This is a genomic window from Myxococcus sp. CA051A (genome assembly GCF_013336705.1).
Classification (GTDB): Bacteria; Myxococcota; Myxococcia; order Myxococcales; family Myxococcaceae; genus Myxococcus; species Myxococcus llanfairpwllgwyngyllgogerychwyrndrobwllllantysiliogogogochensis.
The window spans coordinates 258,444-282,024 of sequence record NZ_JABUMS010000009.1 but is presented as its reverse complement, the minus strand read 5'-3'; the positions used below and the strand labels follow the sequence as shown (position 1 = coordinate 282,024).

Annotated in this window: 18 protein-coding genes; 9 read left to right on the top strand and 9 right to left on the bottom strand. The window is 69.4% G+C overall.

The window, feature by feature from the left end:
* The first annotated feature begins 197 nt into the window (after nt 1-197).
* Together HUA74_RS26060 and HUA74_RS26055 are read left to right on the top strand one after the other, a co-directional pair.
* Complete coding sequence (locus HUA74_RS26060) at nt 198-1,745, top strand: alkaline phosphatase (RefSeq protein WP_174456709.1); 1,548 nt, start codon at nt 198-200, stop codon at nt 1,743-1,745.
* Nucleotides 1,742-2,194 carry a hypothetical protein gene (locus HUA74_RS26055; protein WP_174456708.1) on the top strand — a complete coding sequence of 151 codons (453 nt, stop codon included), beginning with the start codon at nt 1,742-1,744 and terminating at the stop codon, nt 2,192-2,194. Before HUA74_RS26060 ends, HUA74_RS26055 begins: the two co-directional genes overlap by 4 nt.
* A 15-nt stretch (nt 2,195-2,209) precedes the next feature.
* Here HUA74_RS26055 and HUA74_RS26050 read toward each other — a convergent pair whose 3' ends face one another.
* Nucleotides 2,210-3,436 carry a metallophosphoesterase gene (locus HUA74_RS26050; RefSeq protein WP_174456707.1) on the bottom strand — a complete coding sequence of 409 codons (1,227 nt, stop codon included), beginning with the start codon at nt 3,434-3,436 and terminating at the stop codon, nt 2,210-2,212.
* A gap of 191 nt (nt 3,437-3,627) precedes the next feature.
* On the opposite strand from HUA74_RS26050, the gene HUA74_RS26045 reads away from it, so the two are divergent.
* Nucleotides 3,628-4,398 carry an SDR family oxidoreductase gene (locus tag HUA74_RS26045; protein ID WP_174456706.1) on the top strand — a complete coding sequence of 257 codons (771 nt, stop codon included), beginning with the start codon at nt 3,628-3,630 and terminating at the stop codon, nt 4,396-4,398.
* Between the two features lie 48 nt (nt 4,399-4,446).
* Here the strand turns inward: HUA74_RS26045 and HUA74_RS26040 are convergent, their stop codons facing one another.
* The 4 genes from HUA74_RS26040 to HUA74_RS26025 are packed head-to-tail and all read right to left on the bottom strand — an operon-like array spanning nt 4,447 to nt 9,409.
* Nucleotides 4,447-5,652, bottom strand: a complete 1,206-nt coding sequence (locus tag HUA74_RS26040) for an ABC transporter permease (protein WP_141645341.1) — start codon at nt 5,650-5,652, stop codon at nt 4,447-4,449.
* A 23-nt stretch (nt 5,653-5,675) separates the two neighbouring features.
* Entirely contained in the window at nt 5,676-7,175 is a 1,500-nt protein-coding gene (locus HUA74_RS26035; RefSeq protein ID WP_174456705.1) for an efflux RND transporter periplasmic adaptor subunit, read from the bottom strand.
* Nucleotides 7,176-7,220: 45 nt separating this feature from the next.
* Complete coding sequence (locus HUA74_RS26030; protein WP_141645674.1) at nt 7,221-7,937, bottom strand: ABC transporter ATP-binding protein; 717 nt, start codon at nt 7,935-7,937, stop codon at nt 7,221-7,223.
* An 8-nt stretch (nt 7,938-7,945) separates the two neighbouring features.
* Entirely contained in the window at nt 7,946-9,409 is a 1,464-nt protein-coding gene (locus HUA74_RS26025) for a TolC family protein (RefSeq protein WP_174456704.1), read from the bottom strand.
* Between the two features lie 614 nt (nt 9,410-10,023).
* On the opposite strand from HUA74_RS26025, the gene HUA74_RS26020 reads away from it, so the two are divergent.
* On the top strand, nt 10,024-11,238 hold the full coding sequence (locus tag HUA74_RS26020) for a sensor histidine kinase KdpD (RefSeq protein ID WP_246137460.1): 1,215 nt from the start codon (nt 10,024-10,026) through the stop codon (nt 11,236-11,238).
* 3 nt (nt 11,239-11,241) lie between these two features.
* Nucleotides 11,242-12,588 carry a sigma-54 dependent transcriptional regulator gene (locus HUA74_RS26015; protein WP_174456703.1) on the top strand — a complete coding sequence of 449 codons (1,347 nt, stop codon included), beginning with the start codon at nt 11,242-11,244 and terminating at the stop codon, nt 12,586-12,588.
* Between the two features lie 40 nt (nt 12,589-12,628).
* Here the strand turns inward: HUA74_RS26015 and HUA74_RS26010 are convergent, their stop codons facing one another.
* The gene (locus tag HUA74_RS26010; protein WP_174456702.1) at nt 12,629-13,219 is read right to left on the bottom strand and encodes a hypothetical protein; all 591 of its coding nucleotides are present in this window, start codon (nt 13,217-13,219) and stop codon (nt 12,629-12,631) included.
* A 98-nt stretch (nt 13,220-13,317) separates the two neighbouring features.
* Here HUA74_RS26010 and HUA74_RS26005 point away from each other — a divergent pair, with 98 nt between their 5' ends.
* A complete protein-coding gene (locus tag HUA74_RS26005; protein WP_174456701.1) occupies nt 13,318-13,779 on the top strand; it encodes a tetratricopeptide repeat protein in 462 nt (153 codons plus the stop codon).
* Nucleotides 13,780-13,789: 10 nt separating this feature from the next.
* Here the strand turns inward: HUA74_RS26005 and HUA74_RS26000 are convergent, their stop codons facing one another.
* Nucleotides 13,790-14,185, bottom strand: coding sequence for a VOC family protein (locus tag HUA74_RS26000; RefSeq protein WP_174456700.1), 396 nt, complete (start codon nt 14,183-14,185; stop codon nt 13,790-13,792).
* 157 nt (nt 14,186-14,342) lie between these two features.
* Complete coding sequence (locus HUA74_RS25995) at nt 14,343-16,517, bottom strand: M4 family metallopeptidase (protein ID WP_174456699.1); 2,175 nt, start codon at nt 16,515-16,517, stop codon at nt 14,343-14,345.
* 241 nt (nt 16,518-16,758) lie between these two features.
* Here HUA74_RS25995 and HUA74_RS25990 point away from each other — a divergent pair, with 241 nt between their 5' ends.
* Nucleotides 16,759-18,483, top strand: a complete 1,725-nt coding sequence (locus HUA74_RS25990) for a phosphatidylinositol-specific phospholipase C (protein ID WP_174456698.1) — start codon at nt 16,759-16,761, stop codon at nt 18,481-18,483.
* 259 nt (nt 18,484-18,742) lie between these two features.
* Nucleotides 18,743-20,251, top strand: coding sequence for a hydroxymethylglutaryl-CoA reductase (locus HUA74_RS25985; protein ID WP_254625255.1), 1,509 nt, complete (start codon nt 18,743-18,745; stop codon nt 20,249-20,251).
* A 69-nt stretch (nt 20,252-20,320) separates the two neighbouring features.
* On the opposite strand, the gene HUA74_RS25980 is transcribed toward HUA74_RS25985, so the two are convergent.
* Nucleotides 20,321-22,726 (bottom strand): endonuclease MutS2, encoded by a 2,406-nt coding sequence (locus HUA74_RS25980; protein ID WP_174456862.1) that lies wholly within the window; start codon nt 22,724-22,726, stop codon nt 20,321-20,323.
* A gap of 75 nt (nt 22,727-22,801) precedes the next feature.
* Between HUA74_RS25980 and HUA74_RS25975 the strand changes: the two genes are divergently transcribed.
* Complete coding sequence (locus tag HUA74_RS25975; protein ID WP_141645665.1) at nt 22,802-23,548, top strand: lipopolysaccharide assembly protein LapB; 747 nt, start codon at nt 22,802-22,804, stop codon at nt 23,546-23,548.
* Nucleotides 23,549-23,581: the final 33 nt, after the last annotated feature.

Below are 23,581 nucleotides of genomic sequence, written 5' to 3'. Positions count from 1 at the left end.
AAATAGGTGTGGGGCGTCGTCGCGAGTGCGGGCTGCTTCGCGTCGCTGACTTGACACGTCATACGCGCGTCCGGAATTCGCGACTCTTGCCGGAGGTCTCGTTCATGCGTGGCTTTCGGGTGGCGGCGGTGGTGCTGGATGCCTGGCGGAAGTGGCCCTAGTGTGAGGGCCGGTTCCTTCCTCGGAGCGTGCCCACCATGACTGTCCTCACTCGACGAACCGTGCTCCAGGGGCTCGCCGTCACCGCCGCGGGCTGTGCCTCGACGCGCTCGGTGCGCGCGCCACGTCCCGGGCCGTCGCTGCCCCTGGGCGCGCAGATGGGAGACCTGCGCACCGGCGCCGTCACCGTCTGGGGCAAGGCGGACCGGGCCTCGCGGCTCGTGGTGGAGTGGAGCGAGGACTCCCGCCTCGTGAAGGGCGTGCATCGCGTGGAGGGCGCCGCGCTCACCGCCGCGACGGACTTCACGGGCGTGGTGGACCTCACGGGTCTGCCGGCGGGGCGCGAGGTCTTCGTGCGGGTGCTCGCGGAGGACGGCGGCGTCACCGGCGAGGAGTGGCGCGGGCGGTTCCTCACGTCACCGGACTCGGCCAAGGACGTGTGCTTCGCGTGGAGCGCGGACGTGTGTGGCCAGGGTTGGGGCATCAACCCGGAGTGGGGCGGTTATCGAGGCTACGCGGCCGTCCATGCGCTGCGCCCCGACTTCTTCCTGCACGTCGGCGACGCCATCTATGCCGACAACCCCCTGCTGCCGGAGGTCGTCCTCCCGGATGGGCGCGTGTGGCGCAACAAGGTGACTCCCGCCAAGTCGAAGGTCGCCGAGACGCTGGAGGAGCTGCGCGGGAACTTCGCCTACAACTTCCTGGACGACTCGCTGCGAGCCCTCGCTCGCGACGTGCCCATCGCGTACCAGTGGGATGACCACGAGGTGCGCAACAACTGGTATCCGGGGCGCAGCCTCGCGGACGACCCCCGGTACACGCAGGTCTCGGACGAACGGGTGCTCGGAGCGCGAGCGCGTCAGGCGTTCTTCGAGTATTCGCCCGTGGGCGGCGCCGCGCGAGCCGAGGGTCGCATCCATCGCCAGCTCTCACAGGGGCCCTTGCTGGATGTCTTCATTCCAGACGTGCGCGCGTTCCGGGCGCCGAACTCCGTCAATCGGCAGGAGCAGCAGGGACCGGAGACGACGTTCCTCGGACGCGCGCAGCTCGACGGACTCAAGCAGTCGCTGGCGGCCTCCCGGGCGACGTGGAAGGTGATTGCGACCAGCATGCCGCTGGGGCTCATCATCCCGGCGGAGAAGCTGCCAGATGGCGCCTACCTCATGGAGGCGTGGGCCAACGGTCCGGGTGCCCCGCTGGGACGCGAGCTGGAGCTGGCGGAGTTGTTGTCCTTCCTGAAGGAGCGGAAGGTGCGCAACGTGGTGTTCGTCACCGCGGACGTACACTACCCGGCGATGCACCACTATCACCCGGACCGCGCGCGCTTCCGCGACTTCGACCCGTTCTGGGAGTTCGTCGCGGGTCCGCTCAACGCGGGCACTTTCGGCCCCAGCCCGCTCGATGAGACCTTCGGCCCGGAGGTCAAGTGGCACAAGCCGGCGACGGTGATGAACGCGGCACCGTGGGAAGGACAGCAGTACTTCGGCAGCGTCCGCATCCAGGGCGACAGTGGCGTGATGACCGTCGCCATCCATGACCTGACGGGCAAGGCGCTGCACTCCGTGGAACTGGAGCCGAACCGATGATGCTCATGCTCGTCGTCCTGCTGGTGGGCTTTGTGTCGGCCGTGGTCGTCGTGCTCTCCATGAATCGTCCGGCAGGGCAGGTGGAGTCGAAGCGCTCGGAGCTGGAGGTCTGCCAGCACTGTGGTCAGGCGCGGGAACTGCTCGACGAGGAGATGGATGACCTCCATCTGAATGATGAGCAACGCCGGCAGGAGCAGAGCGGTGCCGTCGACTATCACGTCTGGTGGTGTGGCTCCTGCGAGGACGGCGTGGTGACGCGCAATTCGCGGTTCATCCAGACGGTGGGCGTGTGCCGTGCGTGCAGCGGGCGCGCGGAGCAGTCCATGCGAACCGTCGTCCCCGCCACGGCCGCCCGTGGCGGGGAGCTTCAAGTGGAGCTGGCCTGTCAGGGCTGTGGCCACCTCCAGCGGTTCTGGCGCTACACGCCCCGGGCTTCGTTGGCGAAGTGAGGGCTCACGTGCCCGCTACGTGGTGAGCACGAGCTTGACCAGCTCCGGGGGACTGCCGACGCGCATGGGGGGCCCCCAGAAGCCACAGCCCCGGCTCACGTAGATGTGGGAGTCCTGGTGCCAGTAGAGACCGGCCGCGTGCTCCCATGCGAGGCCGATGAACAGCGTCATCGGGAGGAGCTGCCCGCCGTGGGTGTGGCCTGAAATCTGGAGGTCCATCCCTCGCTCCGCGGCCACCTTGAAGTTCGCGGGCTGGTGCGCGAGCAGCACGGCCGCCCGGTCCGGCGCTCGTCCCGCGAGCGCCAGGTCCAGGTCGTAGCCCTTCTGGTTGCGCCGTCTCCATCCGCTCCAGTCGTCCACGCCGACCAGGTCCAGGGATGCCCCCGCATCGCCGATGCGGACATGGCGGTTGCGCAGAGACTGGATGTCGAGCGTCTGGAGGAACGCCGTCCACTCCGCGTCACCGGAGTAGTAGTCGTGATTGCCGGTGACGAAGTAGCTGCCATAGCGGGAGCGCAACCCTCGGAGCGCGGCGACGGCGCCTCCCAGCGTGGGCACGTCCCCGTCCACCAGGTCGCCGGTGATGGCGAAGAGGTCCGGCTTGAGGGTGTTGGCCTGACGCACCAGCTCGTCCATGAACCGGCGCTGGATGAAGGGGCCCACGTGGATGTCCGTGAGCTGGACGATGGTGAGCCCATCCAGCGCTCGCGGCAGCTTGGGAATCCTGACGGCGAGCTCCGTCACCAGCGGCGGTGCATAGGCGCGCCAGTTCCCGTACGTCGCCAGCCCTCCGCCCGCGAGCGCGGCGCCTCCCGCCAGCGCGCGCCCCAGGAACTTCCTCCGCTCCTCGTCCACCCGGAGTTCGACGTCTGGCGGAGCCTCCGGCACGGCGGCCGTGGGCGCGGGTGGTGGGGCCGCGTAGCGCCGTTGAATATGCCGTCCCAGGCCGACGAGGGCGCGGAGGAGGTCCGTCGCTCCGAGCGCAATCACCAGACAGAGCGCCACGCCCATCCACGTGTACGTGGTCACCGTCGCGATGCGTTCGAATCCCTCGGGGAGGGCATCCAGCACGGTGCGCCGCATCCCCAGGAGCAGCGTCAGGAGGCCCAGCACGACCAGGGCCACGAACCGGGCCGCGCGACCCCGCACCAGCTCACGGACCAGCCGCCGGTAGATGTACAGGTGGCCCAGCACCGCGCCGAGCCCGATGAGCATCGAGAAGGAGAAGATCCTGAACGGCATGTGCGAGCGACCCGAGGCGAGAGCGGACGAGAAGGGTAACACGGTGCCCACGCCATGGCCGTCCTGGTGACAGGCCCGCGCCCGGGTCCTCGCGATTGAACAGAGTCCTCGGCTTCATCGCCGGGAATCCGCCAGAGTCTTTTCGGGCAGGTAGATTCGGTAGGGCAGGCGAGCGTCACGAGGGGACACGCATGGACAAGGTCATCGTCATCACGGGGGCGAGTGGGGGAATCGGGGCGGAGCTGGCCCGGGTCGCGGGGGCGCGTGGAGCGAAGCTGGTGCTGGCCGCGCGGCGTCGGACGGAGCTGGAGGCTGTCGCCAACCGCTCCGGCCGTGACTCGCTCGCCGTCGTCACCGATGTGACGGCTCGCGCGGAGGTGGAACGACTTCGTGACGCGGCGCTCGAGCGCTTCGGCCGCATCGATGTCTGGGTGAACAACGCGGGACGCGGCATCACCCGCTCCGTGGCCGAGCTCACCGACGCGGACCTGGAGTCGATGTGGCGCGACAACGTGCACAGCGCGCTCTACGGGATGCAGGCCGTCCTGCCGCACTTCCAGGCGCGCAACGCCGGACAGATTCTCAACATCTCCAGCACCCTGGGACGGCTTCCCGTGGTGCCGCACCGCTCGGCGTACAGCGCGGCCAAGCACGCGTTGAATGCGCTGAGCGCCTGTCTCCGACTGGAACTGCGCCAGACGCACCCAGGCATCTCCGTCACGGTGGTGATGCCCGGGGTCGTGGCCACGGAGTTCGGCTCGAATGCGCTGGGCGGTGGGCCGGACTCGCGCGCGCTGCCCGGGGCCCAGCCCGTCGAGGAGGCCGTGGAGGCCATCCTCGACGCCATCGCCCACCCGCGTCCGGAGGTCTTCACGAAGGCGTCCACGCAGGCCGAGGTCGAGCGCTACTACCACGACGTCGCCGCGTTCGAGGCGGACCCGGGCGCGCGTCCCGGGCGCTGAGCGGAGTGTGACGCCCGGGAGCAGTCGGGTTGCTCCCGGGAGAAGGCGTCATTCGTAGCGGAGCGACTCGATGGGCGCGAGGCTCGCGGCGCGGCGCGCGGGCCAGATGCCGAAGAACACGCCCACGGTGGCGGAGAAGGCGATGGCCACCACGATGGCCTCGGGGGCCACCACCATGGTCCATCCCATGAGCTTCTGGAGCACCGCCGCGCCCCCCACGCCCAGCACCAGTCCGAGCGTGCCTCCGGCCAGACACAGGACGAGGGACTCGACGAGGAACTGGAGCAGGATGTCCGTGCCCGTGGCCCCCAGCGCCTTGCGCAGACCAATCTCGCGCGTCCGCTCCGTCACCGAGACGAGCATGATGTTCATGATGCCGATGCCTCCCACCAGCAGGGAGATGGCGGCGATGCCGGCGAGCAGCAGCGAGAAGGTCTGCGTCGTCTCCTGCACCGTCGCGAGCAGCGAGGCCTGGTCGCGGATGTTGAAGTCGGCCGGCTCCTCGGGACGCAGGCGGTGCTCCCGACGCAGCTTGAGGTCGATCTCCGCCATGGCGTCGTCCATGGTCTTCTCGCTCATGGCCTGCACGGCGATGGAGCGGATGCGGTCACTGCCCATCACCCGGAACTGCGCGGTGGACAGCGGGATGTAGAGGCTCTCGTCGGGGTTGGAGAAGCCCTGGGAGCCCTTCTCCGCCAGCACTCCAATGACCTCGAAGGGAATGCCTCGGATGCGAATCGTCTCGCCCACCAGCGAAGAGGAGTCGCGAATCCCCAGCTGCCCGCCCGCCAGCGCCCCCAGCACCACCACGCGCCGCCGACCCCGGTCCTCCGCGTCGGTGAACATCCGGCCCGCGACGACGCGGGACTCGTTGATGCCGAAGTACGCCGGCCACGTGCCCACCACCGACAGGTTCGCGTTGCCCGCGCCGTACTCCACCTGGAAGCGCGACTCGATTTCCGGCGCCACGGCCTGGATGTGTTTGGCGTTGGTGCGCAGCGCCTCCGCGTCGTCGATGGTCATCGACGCCTGACCTCGACCGAGGCCGCCCGAGAAGGACTGGCCGGGGCGCACCGTCAGGACATTCGTCCCGAGCGTCTTCAGCCGCTGCTCCACCGAGCGCTGGGCTCCTTCGCCCAACGCCACCATGGTGATGACCGCCGCGATGCCGATGACGATACCGAGCATGGTCAACAGCGACCGCAGCTTGTTGGCGAGGACCGCGTCGAACGCCACAAGGATGATTTCACCCATGACCTGCCTCCTCCTCCCGCCGACTAACGACCGCCGCGCCCACCGCCAGCACCACCACCCATGCCGGGCATCATTCCGCCGCCCGCCTGCCGCATCCGCTCGTTGCGCTGCGCCTGCTGCTGCTGGAGCTGCGCCACCGACACGAGCAACACCTGCTCGCCCGCCTCCAGCCCGCTGATGACCTCCGAGCTCTCCCAGTCACTCATGCCCAGCACCACGCGGCGCGGCTCCGGCCCCTTCGCGCCCTGCACGAAGACGAGCCCCGGTCGCGTGTCGCCCTGGGCCTGCTGGCCGTCGCGGTTGCCCCGGTTGCGCCGGCCTTCACCCGCGCCGTCCTGACCCGCGGCCGTCGCGGGAGTCGCCACGTTCACCGGCGTGGCCGTGCCCGCGCCCACGCCCACGGTGCCCTTGTCGCCGCCCGCCACGGGCGCGCCCTCGGTGCCACCCGTCGACGCCGGGCCCTGTGGAGCGGTGTCCGCGCCGCTTCCCCCCGAGCCGCCCCGGCCCCGGCCCCCCCCAGTGGAGCCCGGCGGACGCATCAGCGAGCGCACCGACTCCTCCGTGAGTCCCACCGCCAGCGCCGCCGCGCGGGCATCCCGCAGGCCCACCACGGCGGAGTTGGGGACGGTGATGGCGTCGCGGCGGCGGGAGATTTCAATGGCCACCTCCGCGTTCATCCCCGGGCGCAGCAGCCCTTCCGGATTGTCCAGGCGCACGAGCACCGGGAAGAGGGTGACGTTCTGCTCCACCAGCGCCTGGGGTTCGATCTTCACGACCTCACCGACGAACGTCTTTCCCGGGTACGCCTCCATCGTCACGCGCGCCTTGAGGCCCGCCTTGAGCTGGCCCACGTCCGTCTCGTCCACCTTGGCGCGCACCTGCATGACGGACAGGTCCGCCATCTTGAACAGCGTGCTGCCACCGGACACGTTGGACGTGGCCGACGCGATGATCTGCCCGGGCTGAATCGTCCGCTCCAGCAGCGTCCCGGCGCTGGGGGCGCGGATGGTGACGTCGCGGCTGCGCTCCTTGGCGAGCTGGAGGTTCGTCTCCGCGCGCACCTTGGCCGCCCGCGCGGTGGCGTAGGCATCCACCGTCGTCTCGTATTCCTGCTGGGTGACGTAGCCGGACTGGCGCAGCGACTCCATGCGCTGGCGCTGGGCCTCCGTCGTGTTCAGTCGCACGCGCGCGGAGTCCAGGTCCGCCTGCGCCTGGGCCAGCGCGTTCTGCACGTCGCGCGGGTCGATCTCCGCGAGCAGCGCGTCCTTCTCCACCTTGTCGCCGGTGTCGAACAGCACGCGGAGCACTTCGCCGGACGCCTTGGACTTCACCTCCACCACTCGCAGCGGCTCCACCAGGCCGGCGGACTCCGCGACGACCTCCATGTCCCGGCGCTCCACCACTGCGACGGCCGCCGAGCGCTCCGGTGTGGCGGGCTCCGTGCTCCGCTGGGTGGCGTAGACGCCCGCTCCAATCAGGACCGCCGCGACACCCGTGATGACCATCTTCTTCGCCTTGCTCACGACGTCCTCCAGGTCTCTTCGTGGCCGCGCGATGCGCGGTCCCGCTCAATTCCGCTTCAGCTCGTCCCGCTCGATGACGCCGTCCTTCAAGAACAGCACCCGCCGCGCGTACGCCGCGATGTCCGACTCGTGCGTGACGAGCATCAACGTCTGCCCCTGGGCGTGCAGCTCGCCGAAGAGGGCCATGATCTCCTCACCCGTCCGGCTGTCGAGCGCGCCCGTGGGCTCGTCCGCCAGCAGCAGCGCGGGCTGCGTCACCAGCGCGCGGGCGATGGCCACGCGTTGACGTTGACCGCCCGACAGTTCGTTGGGCCGGTGGTCCTTGCGTGCGCCCAGGCCCACCTTCTCCAGCATCGCCGCCGCGCGCTCGTGGCGGACCTTCTTGGGCACGCGCGCGTACACCAGCGGCAGCGCCACGTTGTCCAGCGCGGAGGCGCGGGGCAGCAGGTTGAAGCTCTGGAACACGAAGCCCAGCTCGCGATTGCGGATGCGCGCGAGCGCGTTCTCCGTCATTCCCGCCACGGGTTGGCCGTTGAGCCAGTACTGCCCGCCGCTCGGCACATCCAGGCAGCCGATGAGGTTCATGAAGGTGGACTTGCCGGAGCCCGACGGGCCCATGACGGCCACGTATTCGTTGCGGCGGATGGTGAGGTCCACGCCACGCAGCGCGCGCACCACCTCCGAGCCCATCGTGTAGTCCTTGCTCAAGCCCTCCACGCGGATGACCACGTCCGCGATATCCCGCGCCGTCGAACTCTCCATGGCGATGCTCACAGCGGCCTCCCGGCGAGCGCTTCCAGTTCGGCGCGTGCGATGCGGTAGTCGAAGCGAGAGGACACGAGGTTGATCTCCGCCTGGACCAGGTTCTCCTGCGACGTCAGCAGCTCCAGGATGGTCGTCGCGCCCAGACGGTAGCGCTCTTCCTGCACCTTGAGGTCCTCGCGCGCCACCTCCACGGACTGCTCGGACAGGGTGATGCGATCCGCGGAGAGGCGCAGTTGAGCCAGCGCCTGGCTGGCCCCTGACCGCACCGCGCGCCGCGTGTCCGCGAGCTGCGCCTGGGACACGACTTCCTGCGTCCTGGCCCGCTGCACCCGCTCCTCGCGCAGGAATCCGTCGAAGATGGGGTAGGAGAGGCCCAGGCGCACCGACCAGCTCGTCTTGCCTCCGTTGAAGCTCGCGTCCTGGTTGAACCAGTCGTAGCCGGCGGACAGGCGAACGGACGGCAGGTAGGTCGCCTTCGCCACGCTCACGCCCGCTTCGGAGGCGCGCAGCGTGGAGGCCGCGGCGAGCACCGCGGGGGCGTTGGATTCCAGCTCCGTGATGAGCGCGGCCTCGGTGAGCGTGAACGGCTTGGGGCCCAGGTTCCCGTCGGCCTGGGCCTGCGCCGGACCGTCCGCGCCGATGAGGCGTCCCAGCGACAGGGCCGCCGAGGTGCGCTGGGTCTCCGCCGTGCGCAGCGCCTCCAGGGCCGTGGTGTGGTCCAGCCGCGCCCGCAGCAGGTCGGAGCGCGTCGCCGAGCCCACCGCCAGTCGCCGCTCCGCCGCGTCTTCGTTCTGCCTGGCCCGCTCGATGCGCGAGCGCGCCACTTCTTCCAGGCCCGTCGCCCGGAGCACCTCGTAGAAGGCGCGCTCCACGTCGAGCACCGCGCTGGCGCGCTGCGCGGTGAGCTGTGCCCCGGCCGCACCGGACTGCGCGCGGGTCTGCTTGCGCGTGGCGCTGCGCTGGCCACCGGTGAAGACGTTCCACGACGTGGACAGGCCCGCGCTGTACGTGTCGTTGGACCCGGAGACGACGGTGCCTGTATCGGGCACGATGCGATCACTGCTGGAGAGCGAGCCCGTCGCGTTCGCCGAGAGGGAAGGGAGGTAGGCGCCCACCGCGCTGAGCTCCGCCGACGCCGCGTTGGTGACGGTGCCCTCCGCCTGCACCACCTGCGGATTCGCCTTGAGCGCCCGCGCGATGGCCTCCTCGAGCGTGACAGTCACGCCCTGGGGCTCTTCTGCCTGGGCCGTGAGGCTCTGGACCGGCGCGCTGTCTGGGGCCTGGGGAGTTCCCTGAACCGGCGCGGCTGCGTCCTTCTTCGTCGTTTCCTGGGTGGGCGCGTCCGCCGGAGCCTTCTGCGCCTGGGCGGCGCCGTTCTGCTCGGTGCCGGGAGCCTGGGTGGGCGTCTGCGCGGCGCCCAATCCTGGCGTCGCCACCAGGCCGAGGAGGCCCAGCGTCAGCGCCGTCATCCGGTGGGGCCGTCTCTTGAACCACGCTCTCTTGAGCATCGTCATCGCAGCCATGTCCCGTTGAAGGCCGGTGCGCTTCTGGCGCGTCCGGCGGTTCCGAAGCAGGGTGACTGCATGCGCCTTGCCAGTTTTCAACACATTGAAACCTCAGGGGAAACCCGCGCGAGCGCTGCGAGAAGTGCCGTCCGAGTGCGGATTCCGCATGCGGCCCGCGAGGGCCTCCATCGGTCAGGTCGCGCGGCGTGAGGGCCGCGTGGGGGCGAGGCTTCGTGGGCCCCTGGCGAGACGTGGGCCTCGTGCTTGCACACGGAGGCCGGGACGGGTGGGCGTGACGCGTGTCGCCGCCTGCTCGGACTGCGCTCCAGCGGCCCGTGCGCCGCGCCAACCCTCGGGGAGAACCGCATGGGCTCGACAGCAACCAGGCAATGGGGAGCCCGCGTGGCGCCACGCCGTGCGAGAAGGGAGTGCGGATTCCGCACCGTGCATGCAGAGTTCGCAGCGAGCGGAGGCATCTCATGGAGTGGGATTCACCCCGAGCGGGGTCATCGTCGATGAGCGGCGCGTCCCGTTGGAGGCCGCGTGGTCCGTGGATGCCGTGGGTCGCGGCGGGGCTCATGTGCGCCGTGCTTCTGTCCGCGGTGCTCTTCATCCGCAGGTCCGCGATGGAGTCGTCCTCGCTGGTGGTGCGAGGCATGGCCAACGTCCTGATGCACTCCGGGTTGGAGGCCTTCCGAGAGGGCTCGGGTCCTCCGAGCCAGCAGTCGCTCGATGCCTTCCTCGCGGCGAACCAGGAGGGCGGCCTGCGCTACGTGGCCATCATCGAGGACGGGCGGGTGCTGGAGTCGTCGGGGGAGGGCTCGCTGGGAGAGATTCAGGACGGCCCCCTGCTGCGCATCGAAGCGGGCCGGGGTCGCTTCATCCATCGACTGCGCAAGCCGAAGCCGGAGGCCCCGGTCACGACGAGCGGGGGTGCGCCCACGGTGGACCCGGCGCCGCAGGAGCCGCGCCGCAACCTGCGCATCGGCTACGAGTTCGAGCCTGTCACCGCGCTGGAGTTGACGGACCGCGCGCAGCGTCTGCTGTTCATCGCGGCGGTGTCGTGCGTGGGAATCCTGGGGCTGGCCTTCGCCTTCTCGCGCTCCCTGGCGCAGCGCGAGGCCCTGGCTGCGGAGCTGGAGCGAGGCCGTCGGCTGGCTGCGCTGGGCACCATGTCGGCGGTGCTGGCGCACGAGCTGCGCAACCCGCTGGCCTCGCTCAAGGGCCACGCACAGTTGCTCGCGGAGCGCGTGGAGCGGGACGAGGTGCTGCGCCCCAAGGCGGACCGCATCGTGGGTGAGGCGGTGCGGTTGGAGCAGCTGATGAATGACCTGCTGTCCTTCGTGCGCAGCGGAGAGCTGCGGCGCACCGGGACGGACCCCAACGAGGTGTTGCGCGCGGCGGTGGAGGCCACGGGTGAGTCCAGCGTGCAGGCGCACTACCTGCCGAGCCGCGAGCAGTGGGAGCTGGACGCTGGGCGCTTCCAGCAGGCGCTGGAGAACGTGCTGCGCAACGCGGTGCAGGTGAGTCCGGCCGGGCAGCGCGTGGAGGTGGACGTGGCCCAGGAGGGCAAGTCGCTCGTGTTCATCGTGAGGGATTACGGGCCGGGCATTCCGAAGGGAGACGAGGAGCGCATCTTCGAGCCCTTCGTCACCGGGCGGCTGCGGGGCGTGGGCCTGGGCCTGGCCATCACCCGCCGCATCGTGGAGCTGCACGGGGGCTCGGTGAGCGCGAAGACCCATTCCGGAGGTGGCGCGGAGTTCCGGCTCATCGTCCCGGCGAGGGGGACCTGAGCCATGGCGCGCATCCTGGTGGCGGATGACGAGGAGGGCGTGCGCTCGTTCATCGCGGAGGCGCTCGAGGTCGAAGGCCACGTGGTGACGACGGCGGCGGATGGTGAGGAGGCCGCGCGGCTCCTGGCGAAGCAGGGCGTGGATTTGCTGGTGACCGACCTGCGGATGCCGGGGATGGATGGGCTGACGCTGCTGCGCAAGGTGCGCGAGGAGCAGCCGGACGTGGAGGTCATCATCCTCACCGCGGTGGGCTCGGTGGAGAGCGCCGTGTCGGCGATGAAGGCCGGCGCGTTCGAGTACCTCCTCAAGCCGGTGGGAAGTCCGGCGGAGCTGCGACTGACGGTGGCTCGGGCGCTGGAGCGCCGCGCGCTGTTGAACTTCAAGGCGGAGGCGCGTCAGTCCACCAGCGAGGTGGTGCTGAGCTGGGGCGCGCCGTCGATGGGGCCCGTGGTGGAGGCGCTGCGCAAGGTGTCACCCACACAGGCCACGGTGTTGCTCGTGGGCGAGAGCGGCACGGGCAAGGAGGTCGCCGCGCGGGCGCTGCACCAGTGGGGTGAGCGCTCGGAGGGGCCCTTCGTCGCGGTCAACTGCGCGGCCCTCACGGAGACGCTGCTGGAGAGCGAGCTGTTCGGCCACGAGAAGGGCGCCTTCACCGGCGCGGTGGCGCAGCGGCGCGGACGCATCGAACTGGCCCAGGGCGGGACGTTCTTCCTGGACGAAGTGGGCGAGTTGAAGGCGGAGCTGCAGGCCAAGCTGTTGCGCGTGCTCCAGGAGCGGCGCTTCGAGCGCGTGGGTGGTACCCGGACGCTGGAGGCGGACGTGCGCTGGGTGGCGGCGACCAACCGCGACCTCAAGACGATGATGGCCCACGGCGAGTTCCGCGAGGACCTCTACCACCGGCTGGCGGTGTTCCCCATCCGGATGCCGTCGCTGCGCGAGCGTCGCGAGGACCTGCGTCCACTGGCGGAGCTGTTGCTGCGCCGCATTGGCGAGGAGCTGGGACGGCCCGGGTTGAAGCTGTCCCCGGAGGCGTCGGAGCGGCTGGAGTCCTTCTCCTGGCCGGGCAACGTGCGCGAGCTGCGCAATGCCCTGGAGCGCGCGGCCATCCTCGCCGACGGCGCGGTGGTGGAGTCGAGCCACCTGTGGCTGGACCCCACCAGTGCTCCGGCTCCCACGGCCACACCCGCGGCGGGCGTGCGCCTGCCGGACACGACGCTGGAGGAGTTGGAGCGGATGGCGATTGAACAGGCCATCGCGGACGAGGGTGGCAACCGGAAGCGCGCCGCGCAGCGGCTGGGCATCGGGTTGCGCACGCTCTACGACAAGCTGCGGCGCTACGGAATGCAGTGAGGCCAGGGGGCGCGAAGCAGCCGCGCCCCCGGGGCCACGCTCACGGAGGGCCGTAGCCCTGCACGCGGGAGTTGACCTCCACCGCGGTGGCGTAGATCTGCGCCCACGTCCGGTACTTCAGCTTGTCGCCGAAGCCCTTCTGGTCATTGGCGTAGTTGAACAGGTCCTTGCGGAAGAGCGCGTCGGCCGCCTTGCGCGCGCCATCGGCCAGGGGCGTGCCCTTGCGGTCGTAGTAGCGCAGCAGGTCATAGCCGTAGTCGTGCGTCTTCGCGGCCGGGTCGAACTCCTTGTCCGGTCCAATCTTGCCGGGCGCGGACGCGGAGCCGTGCGGGTCCTGCATGCGCTGACCGTGCTTCGTCTGGATGGCGTAGGGCTTGTAGCCCATCACCTTCTCGAAGTCGGCCGGGGGCGGGCGGGCACCCGTCAGGTACTCGTTCATCAGCTTGCCGTGGTCCCCGGCGGGCGCCGCGCCCACCTTGGCCGTCTTCTCCGTGGCGTCCGTGCCGCGGGCGAAGGTGTCCTGGGTGTTCGGCCGGACCGGCACCGCCGTGTTGGAGCGCTCGGCGGTCGGCGACTCAGCGCTGTTGGAGACCGGACGGCGGGAGGAGACGGGGGGATTGCGCACGAGCATGGAGGACCCGGGGGAAAGCTTCTCTTGGTTTGTCGCACTCTGTAGGGTGGAAGTTGCGTGAATGGGATTAACGCACCGCATTGTGAGAAGGAGAGCTTGTGGGCACGGACCTGTATCGCGACGGACTGGCGCGGCTGGAGGCGGGGGATGGGAAGGAGGCGAAGCGGCTGCTGGAGGCCGCGCTGCATGAGGCCCCGGGGGACGCGGGGGTGATGCACGCGCTGTCACGGGCGCTGGACCTGGCGGGGGAGCGCGCGAGGGCCGTGGAGTTGCTGGAGCTGGTCCACGCGAAGGCCCCATCGGAGCCGGGCCCGGCGTGTGACCTGGCGATTGCGCTGTTGGAGAAGGGGGAGGACGCGCGCGCGGCGCAGGTACTGGGGCCGGTGCTGGAGGCTCACCCCGACCACCCCCGGGCGAACCTGGACCTGGCGCTGGCGCTGGCGAAGACGGAGCCGGACCGGTCAAGGCTTCATGCCCAGCGCGCGGGCCGGAGCTCCAACGCGGACGAGCGCGAGCAGGCGGCGGCGCTGGAGCGGGTGCTGTCCGGACAGGCGCCCTGAGCCACGAGCGTCACATCTCCCGGACGCACGCCTCGATGTTGTTGCCGTCCGGGTCCAGCAGGAAGGCCGCGTAGTACTTGTAGGCGCCGACGCGCGGACCGGGCGCGCCATTGTCCCGGCCGCCCGCGGCCAGTCCGCGCTGATGGAACGCGTCCACCTCCGCGCGGTCCGTGGTGGAGAACGCCATGTGGAGGGGACTGCGCCCCGGGCCGTGCTGGTCCGTCCAGGTCTCCGGTCGAAGCGTGCCCACCCATAGGAAGGGGGACTTCGGGTCGGTGCCGAACAGCGCGAAGCCGTCGCCGCGTTCCATGAGTTTGAGCCCCAGCGGAGCGAGGCACGCCTCGTAGAAGCGCACGCACTTCTCCAGGTCCTTGGTCACGAATCCGAAGTGGTCGAGCTTGAGCATGCGGTCACGATGGGAACGGGCGCGACCCGGTGACAAGGGACCGCCCGGCGGTCCCCGCGCTCGCTCTCCCGCCTGCCTTCGAGCGGGCGGAAAGCGCACGACGGGCGGCCTCCCGAGGGAAGCCGCCCGCCGTGTGAGGTGCCGCGCGAAGCCGGTGCTACGGCGTCGTGTAGTTGATGGTCAGGTTGTACGTCGCCGCCTGGTTGCTGGCGCCGCGCACCATGACGTGGGCCGCTGTCTGCCCGGCGGGCACGGTGAGCGTGCACGTCTCGGCGGCTCCCGACAGGTTGGGGCGGCAGTCATAGGCGCTGGTGGTGGGCTGCGAGCCGAAGCGGACGTACAGATTGGGGTTGCGCGTGCCCGTCATCACCACGCTGAACGTCGTGCCCGGCACCACGGTGTAGGGGCCGTAGCGCACGTTCGTGTTGCGCGTCACCGAGCCCGACTCCGTCTCCGTGGTGGGCGTGCCGGGCCCGCCACCGCCCGAGTACGTGCCCGTCAGCGTCAGCCCGGAGTAGGCCGAGAAGGCGTTGACCATGACGTACCAGGTGCCGGCCTGCGGGTTGTTGATGGTGCACGTCTCCGCGTTGCCGCTGGTGTACGGGCGGCAGTCGTAGGTGCCGGAGTTCGGCGCGGCGCCGAAGCGCACGTACAGGTCCGCGTCACCCGTGCCACCGCTGGTGGTGACGACCAGCGAGGCGCGGCCCGCGGGGACCTCCAGCGTGTAGTACTTCTTGTTGCCGGAGCTGCCGGACAGGCCCGTCACCGGCACGCCGTTGCTCAGCGGCGTCGTCACCGGGGGCGGAGGCGGCACACCGACGGCCACCCACGCATCCGTCACGGCCTGCACCGTCGCGGCGTTGTAGCCCAGCTCCTGCGCGGCCTGGACGGTGTACGCCTTGGCCTGCTCGAACGTGGTGCTCGGGGTGAAGAGGTCCGTGTTGGCCTTGTAGAAGATGCGGCCGGCCGCTTCCGGGCCAATCGCGGCGACGGTGTTGGTCGTCTTGCCACGCGGGTGCGTGCCACCCTTGGAGAGCAGGGCGAAGACGAGGTTGCTGATGCCGGAGCTGTAGTGCACGTCCACGCCGGACGAGTAGTCGCCGTAGAAGTCCAGCGAGTCGCCATCCTTGGCCGGGTCGTCCATGTAGCGCAGGGCGTCGTTGGCGGTGCCCGGCGTCCAGATGTCCTCGCCGACCATGAACACGTCCGCGTCCGTGGCCCAGCTGCGCGTCCAGCTCTCGCACACGCCGGAGAAGATGTCGGACATGGACTCGTTGAGGCCGCCGGACTCACCCGAGTAGATGAGGTCCGACTCGGTGTCCGTCACCGCGTGGGTCAGCTCGTGGACGGTGACGTCCAGGTCCTTGCCCAGCTCGATGGAGTTCACGCCGTCGCCGTCGCCGTACACCATCTGGGTGCCGTCCCAGTACGCGTTCACGTAGTTGCTGCCGTAGTGGACGGTGCTGATGAGCGCGGCGCCCGCGTTGTCGTACGAGTCGCGGCCGAACAGCGTCTGGTAGCAGTTGTACGTGACGCCGAGCTGGTCGTAGTTCATGTCCACGTGGGCATCGCCCGTGGCCGCCTGGCCCTCGCTGCGACGGAGGGTGCCCGGCGTGGTGCTGCCATTGTTGGCGCTGTGCACCCGGCGGTTGAGCGCCTCGTGGATCTGCGGATGCGTGGCCACAACGCCGCCGCGCTGCGCGTCGACATAGACCAGGTCATCGGCCTTGAAGCCGTCGCGGGTGCCTACCAGGCGCACCTGCCACGCCAGCCGGAGCTCCTCGGTGCCCTCGGGACGCAGGTACACCAGCGTCGGAGCGCCCTCGGCCTTCGCGCCGTCGACGGACGTTCCGGCGAGCGCGGACGTGCGAGCGGCCTCCGAGGCCACCGTCGCCCGAGCGGAAGGTGCCGAGCCACCACGCGCCGAGCCGTTGGCCGCGTAGATGAGGCCCTCCGGGTCCGCGTGGAGGACCAGCTCGCTGCCCACCACGGGCAGGCCCTGCTCGAGCTGCCGGAAGCGCAGGTGCTTGCGGCCCTGCGCGTCCACCGTGGCGCGGCGGAACACCAGGTCGTCGTTGCGCAGGCGGAAGGCGGAGGCGATTTCCGCCAGGGCCTCGCGAGCCTCCTCTCCGGAGTCGGAGCGAGCGCGCTGCGCGGACACTCCGCCAGCCCCGGTCAGCCGACCCAGCTCACCGCGAATGAGGAACGGAACACCTTCCTGTTGTCCGACCACCTCGGCTCCAGGCAGTCGCGCCAACGCGGCCTGGACATCCGCGTCCTTGGCCTCCCCGTTGGGTGCTTCTCCTTCTGGCTGCACCGCACCGCAAGCCATGAGACCGGCGCCAACCCACGCCGCGCAGAACGTCCTCCAGACATTGCCTCTCAAGAGCACGACCTTTCTGTTGAAGGGGCTCTTTCATTGCACGTGGCTTATTCGTGTTTCAAGTGATTTTGATATATAAGATGGTTTTTCCTGTTTCGGGGTGGTTTTACACGCAGGCCCGCTCAGGTGTGCCCATTCGTGGGCAAGGGTATGCCGCCGCCACCCCTTCACACGTCAACGAGAGACAATCATGTCCACGCTGTCTTTCCCTGTCGCGGGGCTTCGTCCCCTGGCGCTCCTGCTGGCTCTGGGGCTCATCGTCGGTACGACTCCAGCCCTCGCGAGGGGGCGGTACTACAACCACTCCGGCGGTATCGAGACGAGTCACCCCGCGTGGATGAGCTGGGTCCCCAGCTCGACGGGCCTGGGCGCCCTGTCCATGCCTGGGACTCACGACACCATGGCCTATCAATCTTATGGTGGAGATCTGACACAGACCCAGTCGTTGGGATTGCGCCAGCAGCTCGACGCGGGGATCCGCGCGCTGGACATCCGTTGTCGGCACATCGGTGACCGTTTCACCATCCACCACGGCGTCGTCTACCTGCACGTCAACTTCGACGATGTCCTCCAGACGACCATCCAGTTCCTCAATGCGCACCCCACCGAGACAGTGGTGATGCGCGTGAAGCGGGAACACACGGAGGAGAGCAATACGCGCGGTTTCGCGCAGACCTTCGAGTGGTATCGCGACCAGCCCGCCTACAGCCCCTACCTCTGGCGGGGCTCGCATGTGCCCACGCTGGGAGAGGTTCGCGGGAAGATTGTGATTGTGGACGATTTCGCCGGAGGGACTTACGGCATCCCCTGGGGCGCGGTGAATCTCCAGGATGACTGGACGGTGTCCCAGCTCGCGGATATCGACGACAAATGGAACAAGGTCCGGGCGCACCTTGACAGGACCCTGGGCGGCTCACCGTCCACCCTGTTCATCAACTTCCTGAGTGGTTCTTCCGCCATGGCTTATCCCTTACATGTAGCGGGAGGAATCAACATCCTGGGTATCAATTACCGGGGCGTGAATGACTACGCCATCGACCACCTGGTGGGCGGGTGGGCGCAGCGCGCGGGCATCATGATGATGGATTTCCCGGGGGCGGGATTGATTGACGCCATCCTGGCCCTCAACGTCCGGCTGCTGCCGTCCTCCAGTGGGTTGCCGGCGGACTTCAGCGCCATCTTCAGGAATACGGCGTACACGCTCGGGGGCGACGCGGAGGCGCGCTGGTATGGGATGCAGGCGTTCCTCCAGAACGCGGCGCCTGGGCGCAACTGGCATGTGATGGCGCTCAAGAAGGAGTGGGGGGCGTGGATGCACCACGAGGGCGCCTTCTATCAATCCGATTCGATGGATGACTTCACGCACCTCGCCTTTCCGACCCGGACGGTGACCAGCGTGGTGGGGCCCGGGTATCTGGCCAGCTATGTGAATGGGCAGATCGGGAGCTTGTCTGGAGGCTCGGGAGACAGGTCCTCCCAGCTCCATTCGCGGCTGAGCGCGCGCTTCCCGTTCCAGCTCTGGTCCGTGGTGGTGAAGCGCGCTCCGGGAGGGCTCGGCAACTGGGCGTATTCGGATTTCGGGCGCGGCTACAAGACCTCGTCGGGCGACTACACGTATGCGGTCCAGGGCTATTCGGCCTACGACGGGGTGTATCTGCACGAGCACATCCAGCAGGAGGGCAACGTCGTCCGTCTGACGTCGAACGTCGGCTTCCTGGGGGACGTCGGCTTCGATGATTCGCTGAGCTCCGTCACCGTGCTGGGGCCCTATCAGGCGACGCTGTGCGAGCACCCGAACCAGACGGGCCGGTGTTTCACCACGTCCTCGAGCATTCGCGAGGTCAACGCGGTGCCGGGTGGGCCGTGGAATGACCAGATTTCGTCGGTGTCTGTCAGCCGGACGGGACTGCACTGAGGCTTCGGGCGAGGCCCGCGGGGTTGAATGTTCCTCGTCCCGCGGGTCCGTCCTGTCTGCCTCGCGGGGCGAGGTGCTGTCACACGTTGGATGGCGGGGCGCCTCGTTGAACATGCTTTGCCGGGAAGTCGGCAGTGTCGTGCCGGCTCCGCGCGACATTTGAAACAAGCGTGCCTTGGTTGGCCCGGGGGGCGTCATGGCCAGCGATGTGGTGAGTTCGACGAGGGGTATCGGGAGCGAACCAGGAGCGACGCGGTGCTTGAGGAATCGGCGCGGCGCGGTGGAACTCGAGCTGCGCAATTACCTGACGGACCTGCGGCTCATCGGGCTCGGCGTGGTTCGGGTGGACGGGAAGGAAGTTCCGCTCGAGCAGGTCGTGCTGATGTCGGACGAGGGCCCCGTGTGGCGTGGCGAGCGGCTGTCGCGGGAATGCCCGGTTGCCTTCGAGCAGCGCAGGACGCTGTGCCTGCGCGCCGAGATTCCGCCGCTCGGGGAGGGGGAGCACTGGGTGGAGGTGGAGCTGGAGTGTGGACTTCACGGCCCCGTGAGTCTGCATGTGACGGAGGCCATCGAGGAGGGACACCCGGAGCCCGACAGTCGCATCCCGCGCAGTCCGGAGGATGACTACATGGAGGACATCGTCCGCTCCCGGCGGGACTACGCGGAGGCGTGGACGGGGGCTCGGCTGGAGCATGTGGCGAGCCACTCGTTCGACGCCGGCCATGCGAGGAACTCGTGCGAGCACTTCACGGGTGTGGCCCAGGTTCCGCTGGGCATCGCCGGGCCCCTCACCATCCTGGGGGAGAATGCGCATGGCGCGTACCTCATCCCCCTGGCCACGACAGAGGGGGCGATGGTGGCGAGCTACAACCGCGGCATCAAGGTCCTCAACGAGGCCGGAGGGGCTGTCTGCACGGTGCTGGACGACGCCATGCAACGCTCGCCGGTCTTCGTCTTCGAGAGCGCGAAGGCCGGGCGAGAATTCACGACATGGGTGAGGACGAATCGGGCGGCCATCGCCGAGCAGGCGGAGTCGACGAGCCGTGTGGCGACGCTCCAGGACATCGAGGCCTATCAGGTGAGCCGGATGGTCTTCCTGCGCTTCAACTTCACGACGGGAGATGCGGCGGGACAGAACATGGTGGGCAAGGCCGTGTTCGCCGCGCTCCTGTGGATTCGGGAGCAGTACCCGGCCATCCGCGCCAGCTTCCTGGATGGCAACATCTCCACGGACAAGAAGTCGTCCCAGCTCAACATCCTGCGGACCCGAGGCAAGCGCGTGGTGGCGGAGGCGGTCATCGGCAAGGAGTTGCTCCTGTCACGGATGCGCACGCACGTGCGCCAGTTGGTGCAGGTGCAGCGCATCACCACGGAAGGGTCGAATCTGGCGGGCTCACACAACAACGGCTCTCAGTCCGCCAATGCACTCGCGGCGCTGTTCATCGCGACGGGACAGGACGTGGGGGCCCTGGCGGAGTCCGCCGCCGGACGCCTGTACATGGAGGAGACTTCGGACGGGGACCTCTATGCGTCCATCACCTTGCCCGCGCTCGTGCTGGCCACGCACGGTGGAGGCACGGGCCTGCCGACGCAGCGGGAGTGCCTGGAGATGATGGACTGCTACGGACGCGGCAAGGTGCGCCGGTTGGCGGAGATTGTCGCGGGAGTCGTCCTCGCGGGAGAGCTGTCGCTCGCGTGTGCCCTGTCATCCACGCTGGGCTCGGAGGAGTGGGTTGCCAGCCACGAGCACCTGGGACGCAATCGCTAGCGAGCCAGGGCCGGGCGCCTGGCTCGCTAGCCGATGTGGCCGCGAGCCAGGTCAATCCGCGCCTTTCGCTCAGGCGCGCAGGGCCACCACGGTGACGCCGTCACCACCCTCGTGGGCCTCACCCGGCCGGTACATCCGGATGTAGGGCGAGTTCGACAGGTAGTCCCGCAGCGCCTGCTTCAGCGCCCCCGTGCCGTGGCCGTGGACGATGAGCGCGGCTTCCTCTCCGCTGCGCATGCCCCGGTCCAGGAAGGACTCCACCTCCGCGAGCGCGTCGTCCGCGCGCATTCCGCGTACGTCGCACCGGAAGTTCGTCGCCTCCACCTGCGCCGGCGCCGCCGAGGCCGCACGCTTGAGCGACGCCTCCTGCTTCTGCCGCTCCGGGAACTTCGCCTGCTGCGGCTTGCGCGTGCGGGAGCCCGACAGCTCCGACGTGGGGACTCGCATCTTCATCGCCCCACCGGCGGACACCACCGCATGGCCCTCCGCCAACTCCAGGATCTCCACATCCCGGCTCAACCCCGAGTGGTGCACCCAGGCGCCCACCTTGAGGTTCACGGGCCCGGGAGCCTCCACCTGGAACAGCTCCGCCTTCGCCGCCAGGGCGCGCTTCTGGGCATCCTCCGCCCGCTGCTGGAGCTGCATCCGCGCTTCCGACAGCGCCTTCTCGTTCTGCTCGGAGCGCAGCTTCGCCAGCAGCTCTCGCACTTCCGAGGCCGCGTGCTCGCTGGCCGCGTGCACGTCCTCGTTGAACTGCATCATCTTCGCGCGGCGCTCCCGCTCGAAGGTCTGCTTCTGCTTCTCCAGCTCGGTGCGCAGCGCCTCGGCTTCCTTCGCCGCGACGCGTGCCCGCTCCAGCGCCTCGGACAGCTTGCGCCGCTCGTCCTCGGCCGCCGCCAGTGCCTGGGAGAGGGGACCGCCCGCGTTCAGCGTCAGAGAACGCGCGCGCTCGCATACCCGCTGGGGCAGGCCCACCCGGACCGCCATGTCGATGGCGGAGGACTGACCCGCCGCGCCCATCTGGAGCCGATACGTTGGCGCCATCCGCTTCGAGTCGAAGCCCACCCGTGCATTCAAGAAGCGCGGGTCCATGTGCGCCAGCGCCTTGAGCTCCTCCAGGTGCGTGGTGACGAGCGCCACTGCGCCCTTGGCCAGCATCTCCTCGAGCACCGCGATGGCGATGGCCGCGCCTTCGCGCGGGTCCGTATCCGCGGCGATTTCGTCGATCATCACCAGCGAGCCCTCGCCCGCCTCCGCGATGATGTCGCGCAGCATCACCACGTGCGCGCTGAACGTGGACAGGCCCTGCGTCAGGTCCTGTGAGTCGCCCACCGTGGAGTGCACGGAGCGATACAGGGGCATCCGCGAGCCTTCCGCCACCGGAATGGGCAGGCCCGCGCGCAGCATCAGCGCGCACAGCCCCACGCCGGTCAGCGTCACCGTCTTGCCGCCCGCGTTGGGGCCGGACACGACGAGCGCCTTCGCGCCACCATTGAGCGTCACGTCGTTGGCGATGACCTCCGTGCCCTTGAGCACCAGGCGCGGGTGGCGCAGCAACTGCAACTGGAGGTCCGATACGCCGACGAACTCCGGCGTGCTCGCGTCCAGGTCCGCGGAGAGGATGGCCACCGCCTCCGCCTCGTCCAGCTCCGCGACCGCGTCCAGTCCTTCCAGGATGCGGTCCGACTCCCGGCCGAGCTGCTGGCTCAGCTCCTGGAGCACCCGCCGCTCCTCTTCCAGCACCACCGACTGGGCAATGGCCAGGTCGTTGCCCAGGCCCACCATCGCCTGCGGCTCCATGAAGAGCGTCTGGCCCGTCTGGCTCGCGTTGTGGACGATACCGTCCACTTCCGAGCGGTAGTTCGACACCACCGGCACCACGTACCGGCCGTTGCGCAGGGTGTAGTAGTTCTCGCGCAGCTTGGAGAGGAAGCCCTCGTCGTGGAGCATCTCGTCCAGCCGAGTCTTGATGCGCCGGTGGAGGCCCCGGGCCCTGTCCCTGGCCTCGCACAGCTCCGGGCTGGCTCGGTCGGAAATCTCACCGTCCGGCTCGAAGCACTGGTCGATGCGCCGGGCCAGTGACTCCAGTATGGGCAGCCGGCGCGCCAGCTCCATCAGCCGGGGCACCCGCTCCTTGCGTTCTTCCACTGCCTCACGGGTGCGGACGAAGGCGAACAGGAGCTGCGCCGAGTCGATGAGCTGACGGGGCTCCAGGATGCCGCCCTTGGCCGCATGGCCCACGGGGATTCGCAGGTCCACCACGCCGCCAAGCGGCAGGGAGAACTGTTCCCGGGACAGGGCGCGCGCCTCGTCCACCAGGGCCAGCGCCTCCGAGACCTGCTCGGCCGAGTCGAGGAACGGCCGGGCGAGCACTCGCTCCCTGCCTGGCTCCGTCCGACACCGCTGCGTCAGCGCGCGAAGTACTTCCGCGAATCCGAGGTCTTCCAGCGTCTTTTGGGATATCTGCACGGTCATGGGTTTCATGCGCAGCCGTCCGGCCGTCAAGAGGATCTATTGAGGAGCCCCGCTCGGCTCTGCTATCTGCCGCGCATGCACTGGGTCTTCCTGGTGGCTTGCCTGGCGGGCGCCTCTGACGCCGCGGAGCCATCCACCCTGACGGTGGCGCAGTCCCGACCCGTGGCCCCGGCTTCCCCACCCATGTCCTTGACGGACGCGCTCGCGCTGGAGTCGGGCGGGGATGACACCGGCGCACTCCAGGCCGTGGAGGCCCTGGTCCTCTCCAAACCCCAGTGGGAGCTGCCCCGCCTGGAGGCCGCGCGCCTCTTGCTGAAGGTGGGCGGCTCGCTGGAGCAGGCCGAGGCCCACCTGGAAGTCGCCACGCGCATCGCTCCCACCAACCCCCGGGGTTGGTACCTGCGGGGGCTGCTCTGGGAGGAGCGGGGCAACTCCCTCCAGGCCACCCGGGCCTATGAGACGGCCGTGCAGCACCGGGCGTCGTACGAGGAGGCTCGCTTCCGGCTCGGGGGCCTGTGGGTCTCCCTGGGGGACCTGCTCAAGGCGGAGCTCCACTACCGCTACCTGGCCCGTTCGAAGCCGGAGTGGGTGCAGGTGCGCCTCCAGCTGGCGGACGTGCTGGAGAAGCAGGAGCGGCTGCTGGATGCCGAGACGGAGCTGCTGGCGGCGCGGAGCGTCCAGCCGGACAGCCCGCTGGTGCTCCGCAAGCTGGCCGACTTCTACGAGCGGACGGAGCGGCCCCAGCTCGCGGCGAAGGTGCGCAAGTCCATGGAGCCGCAAGAGAAGAAGCGCATGCGAGCGCTCAAGCCGTCGCGTCGCTGACGAATGACGTCGCGGTGCGTCGCGGCGATTGCG